General features: G+C 38.4%; 1 protein-coding gene. It reads left to right on the forward strand.

Annotated elements, in window-relative coordinates; genetic code table 11:
* Positions 1–955 (forward strand): endo-1,4-beta-xylanase (locus AC1DND_RS27145; RefSeq protein WP_477585875.1); only part of this gene is annotated, 955 nt, incomplete at its 5' end.
* Positions 956–1,790 lie beyond the last annotated feature (835 nt).

Consider the following 1,790-nt stretch of genomic DNA (forward strand, 5'->3'; position numbering starts at 1 on the left):
GGCACATACTACACCCGGCGCGTACAAATTTTATGATTTTTTTGGCGCAATTTCTTCAACACCAACCTGGACAACCTATACGAAAGAAATTACCGTTACTACAGACATTGCAACAAGCGGTGCTTTGGCTTTTAACCTAGGTAAAACAGCAACAAATTTTTATTTCGATAATATCACGCTTAAAAAATACAATCCGCTTGGCGGCACTACAATTGTAGAAAAAACTGCCGAGCAGAAAAAAACCATTTTAACCACGGCATTAGATACCTGGATTAAAGGTATAGTTACCGCTTCAAAAGATTATGTTAAAGCTTGGGATGTGGTAAACGAACCAATGGATGATGCAAAACCAGCTGAACTTAAAACTGCTGCGGGTAGAACGTCCATTGCGGCTGATGAATTCTTTTGGCAAGATTACCTGGGTAAGGATTATGCGCTAAAGGCATTTCAATTGGCCAGGCAGTATGGTAATGCGACTGATATTCATTTTATTAATGATTATAACCTCGAATATAGCATCGATAAATGCAAAGGATTAATTGAATACGTAAAGTATTTGGAAGGCAAAGGCGCAAAAATAGATGGTATTGGTACACAAATGCACATTGTAGCTACTTCTGATAAAGCCAAGATTGAAGAAATGTTCAAATTATTGGCCGCAACTGGTAAACTTATCAAAATATCAGAATTGGATATGGGTTTTGCAGGAAATATAAAAACTGCACAGGCAACACCCGAGCAATATGCAGCTCAATCTGAGATGTACAAATATGTAATCAAGAAATACTTTGAGCTTATTCCGGCCACTCAGCGATATGGAATTACCATATGGGCACCTCAGGATAGTCCAGCTACTTCGAGCTGGAGAGCAGGGGAGCCAATTGGCTTGTGGACAGAAGGTTTTGTTCGAAAACCTGCCTATATTGGCACAGCCGAAGGCTTGAAGAATAAATAAATTTACTACTCGCTTAAAGCCAGGAACGACGTTAACCGTTTTCCTGGCTTTTTTTATTGGAAATTACCAATGATTTGACTAAGATCTAATTGCAGTTTATACCGCCTCTTCCATACGCATAATTTACCATTTCATTTTCTCGGGCTCTTTTTTTCAGCCTGATTCTATCGTGTGGACACATCTTTCTTAGCTTGTATTTGTTTCTAGCACATATTCTAAAGGGGATCGTCATGCTGTCCCGAATGTTCGGGATCAGCATCTTTCCTGCTATTAGCAGAATAAGATTACATATAAAAAATAGTTTGGAAATAAAATTTGTTGTTTTCCGCTCTTTGCCGCGGCGGGGGCATGGTACTTTGGAGCGCCAAAGTACCCAAAGCGCTTTGTCAATCCGGCAATGTGGCTCCTCACCACCCACGCTCATCAAAAAAACAGCAGCACTTTGTTTTGTGTTCAATTCTCGTGAAAGCTTCGACTCAGCACTTATGAACACAAAACCACTGCGTTTAAGGTTTGGTAGTACTATTTGTTCTATTCTGCAACTGTTTTTTTGATTTTCCTGCCACTTGGGATTGACTGAGTTCTTCGGTAAAACCTGTACTTTTTTAAAGTTGGTTAGCAAAATGCATATAAACCCAAATCAAAAGATGCGTCCACACGATAAAGCCTGATTATAACAAATTTAATATAGTTATGCAACCGATTGTTTTTTTCGAAAGTAAATGATATATTCGGGTAGAAATTACTCAGGCATGGAGCTTTATATGAGCATAATTTTTTTAAAAAGAAATAACCAAATATTAACGCTTTAAACGATGTATTTCTGTGATGAAAC

Source organism: Pedobacter sp. 01N416 (genome assembly GCF_056399685.1).